The sequence below is a fragment of the Streptomyces sp. NPDC044984 genome (assembly GCF_040646935.1).
Lineage (GTDB): Bacteria > Actinomycetota > Actinomycetes > Streptomycetales > Streptomycetaceae > Streptomyces.
This window is the reverse complement of the sequence record NZ_JBEZBE010000094.1, coordinates 1-2,935: the sequence shown is the minus strand read 5'-3', so window position 1 is coordinate 2,935 and position 2,935 is coordinate 1. Positions and strand designations below refer to the sequence as shown.

At 65.2% G+C, this 2,935-nt stretch carries 4 protein-coding genes; 2 read left to right on the top strand and 2 right to left on the bottom strand.

The genetic code is table 11. The annotated features are described in order from the left end of the window. Positions 1 to 26: 26 nt before the first annotated feature. Positions 27 to 392, bottom strand: a complete 366-nt coding sequence (locus tag AB0A94_RS38540; RefSeq protein ID WP_361751686.1) for a hypothetical protein — start codon at positions 390 to 392, stop codon at positions 27 to 29. A 301-nt stretch (positions 393 to 693) separates the two neighbouring features. Between AB0A94_RS38540 and AB0A94_RS38535 the strand changes: the two genes are divergently transcribed. Both AB0A94_RS38535 and AB0A94_RS38530 read left to right on the top strand, forming a co-directional pair. Next, entirely contained in the window at positions 694 to 1,668 is a 975-nt protein-coding gene (locus tag AB0A94_RS38535) for a chlorophyllase (protein WP_361751684.1), read from the top strand. Between the two features lie 97 nt (positions 1,669 to 1,765). Beyond that, positions 1,766 to 2,287, top strand: a complete 522-nt coding sequence (locus AB0A94_RS38530) for a hypothetical protein (protein ID WP_361751682.1) — start codon at positions 1,766 to 1,768, stop codon at positions 2,285 to 2,287. 219 nt (positions 2,288 to 2,506) lie between these two features. On the opposite strand, the gene AB0A94_RS38525 is transcribed toward AB0A94_RS38530, so the two are convergent. Beyond that, on the bottom strand, positions 2,507 to 2,917 hold the full coding sequence (locus tag AB0A94_RS38525) for a RidA family protein (protein ID WP_361751688.1): 411 nt from the start codon (positions 2,915 to 2,917) through the stop codon (positions 2,507 to 2,509). Positions 2,918 to 2,935 lie beyond the last annotated feature (18 nt).

Here is a 2,935-nt window from a genome sequence, read left to right as displayed (position 1 = left end):
GGATACAAGACGTCGGCATGCCTCCCTCAACCCGAGCGAAACCATGCCTGACCAGCAGAAATCAAGGGATCACGTTCGGTTGAGATACGGCTTCTGAGATCGGCGTCGATGAACATCAGTTGCACGAGGGCCTGGCCGTCAGCGGCGGCTTTGTCCTGATCGAGGCAGCTTACGACCTCATGGGGCTCGATCACCGTCACCGTGCCAGGAACAGGGGGGCCCTGGGTTCGCCCGAGGTACTGAAAAGGGGGTGCAGAGCCGCCATGCGTGATCTTGACGGTGTACCCGCTGTTCACAACGGTCGGGAAGTCACCATCGGCAACGCGCACAGCCAGGCTCTCGACTCCGAACCGTGCTCTTCTGCGACGCCCTTCGATTGCGGACTCAGCCATGTCATTTTCGCCCTAGTTCGGCTTGTTCGATTGATCTTACAGTTCCCGGCAAGACAAGCGCATTCGTCGGGCCAGGGAGGTATGACAGTCGATGGTTGAGGCAGTCGCCCTCCCCTGCCGTCAGACCGTGGGACGAACACCTGACGAGATCTGTGCACCGCTGCGGAGATCACCGTCCACACCAACCCAGGTGCCGGGCGGCCGTTCCTGGCCCATCAGGCTCGCGGCCACGACCGCCAGTTCCATGCCTACCGCCAGTTACGACAGGCGCTATGTCAACACTGATCTCGAAAGGGCTCCGATGAGCAAGCCGTACAGCGACGCCGCCAACATCCCGGTCAACGCGTCGCAACCCGTCCTCACCTACCACCCGGTCACCCTCGACGTTCCCGGCCGGCCCGTGCCGCTGGAAGTCAAGGTGTCGATCCCCGCGACCGGCACCGACCTGCCGCTCATCCTCCTGTCCCACGGGCACGGGCTGGCGAACTTTCTGTCTTCCTACAACGGCTACGGGCCGCTGGCGAACTTCTTCGCCGCCCACGGGTTCGCGGTCATCCAGCCGACCCACCTGGACTCGACGGCCCTCGGTCTGCGCGACACCGACCTCAAGGACGCGCCCCTGTTCTGGCGTGACCGCGCCACCGACATGCATAACATCCTCGACCGCCTCGACGACATCGAGGCCGCCGCCCCTGGTCTTGCCGAACGGCGGATCGACAGGGACCGTGTCGGTGCCGTAGGACACTCCCTGGGCGGCAACACCGTCTCCCTCCTCCTCGGAGCCCAGATGCTGGACCCGGACGACGACCGGCCGAAGGACCTCTCCGACTCTCGTGTCAAGGCGGGAGTGCTCATCGGAGCTCCAGGCATCGGCAACGACGAGCACTTCGCCGAGTGGGCCAAGACGAACTACCCGGTGCTGTATTACACCGACTTCGAGCAGATGACAGGCACCAGCCTGATCATCGTGGGCGATCAGGACCTCAACCCCAACTTCTCCAATCAGCTCAGCTACCGTGCTGACGCTTACTCGGCCAGCCCCGGCGGCAACAAAACCATGGTGACCATGTACGGCGCTGGTCACATCTTCGGTGGCATATCCGGATACGACGCGGCAGAGACGGACGACGAAAATCCCGAGCGCGTGGCGACTCTGCGGGCTCTCGTGTGGGCCTACTTGCGCAGCCAGCTCTACTCGGCCGACCCGTCCTGGAAGAACGCGGTGAACGCCCTGGAGAACGGTGAAGACCCGATGGCCAAGGTCGAGACGAGGTAGTTCCGCGAGGTGGGCGGCGGCGCGACGGCCGCCGCCCACCGCACTTCATCGCACCGAGACCTTCCACCCCAGCACGGATCGCACAGGAGCAACCGCCGTGTGGACCACGTTCGCTGCAACCGTCGGCGGAAGCGCCGCCGGCCTCACCGGCCTCACCTTCATCGTTGTCGCCTTCCGCTTCGACGTCGTCGCCACCTCCCAGGAATACCGCAACCGCGCCGCGCAAACCGTCTCCCTGTTCCTGACAACCACAGTCACCGCATCGCTGGTCACCCTGCCGCAACCGACCTGGGCGCTCGGGATCGAACTGTTGGTCGCCGCAGCAGCAAGCGCAAGTCTGCTCTCGGTGCTCGACCACGCAGCCCGCCGTGGCACGTCCCAGCATGCGCGGCCCATCCTCGTCGTCGCGCTCGTCGTGTTCGCGGCAGGTATCGCCGCCGCCGGACTGTTCGCCACCGTCGGCTCCACCAACGGAATGGGCTTCTACGCCGCGAGTTCGCTGCTCGGCCTCATGTGGGGCGTCTACGGGACGTGGGTCTTCCTCACCCAGGCGGGCACAGATCAGATCAACGCGGTAGCAAACGTGCATGACCAGCCCGGCACCGTGCCGGCCGCCTGACCGGCCCCGCACAGTGAGGTGGTGCGGGACTATGACGGTGGGACCTTGACCCTGGTTTTTGGACACCGGAGAGACTTGGATCTTGCTGGTCCAGGAGAACGGAGTCCCCGTGGGGATGAAGCACTACCCCGCCGAGTTCAAGGCGGACGCGGGCGTTGTCACGTTGTTGGGTGCGTGACTGTACCTGCCACCGGGGAACGGGCCTGTGCGAGCGGTCGGTCAGTCGATGAGGGCGGTGGCTTCGATTTCGACGAGGACGCCAGGGTCGAAGAGGCAGTCGACGCCGATGAGTGACGACGGGGGAAGGGGCTGTGGCAGCCCGATCTCGTCCGCGACGCTTTCGATGCCCGCCATGAAGGCGCCCATCTTCTCCGGCTTCCATTGGGTGACGTAGACGGTCAGTCGCACCACGTCGTCGAACGTCGCGCCAGCCCCGGCGAGACCGCGGGCGGTGTTCCGCAGCGCCTGCGCGACCTGCCCGGAGAGATCTCCTGGCGCGACGGGGGTCCCGTCCGCGAGGCTGGAAGTCTGCCCACTGACGTGGACGTGCCTGCTGCCGGTACCGACAGCGACGTGATGGTAAGGCGCGGGCTGCAACAAGCCCTCAGGGGTGAAACGTTGAACGGACATGGTGGTCTCCTTCCGGCG

Bases quoted from the DNA above. Each gene is read 5' to 3' on its own strand.
- AB0A94_RS38540 (WP_361751686.1), bottom strand. From the start codon at position 392: ATGGCTGAGTCCGCAATCGAAGGGCGTCGCAGAAGAGCACGGTTCGGA.
- AB0A94_RS38535 (WP_361751684.1), top strand. From the start codon at position 694: ATGAGCAAGCCGTACAGCGACGCCGCCAACATCCCGGTCAACGCGTCG.
- AB0A94_RS38525 (WP_361751688.1), bottom strand. From the start codon at position 2,917: ATGTCCGTTCAACGTTTCACCCCTGAGGGCTTGTTGCAGCCCGCGCCT.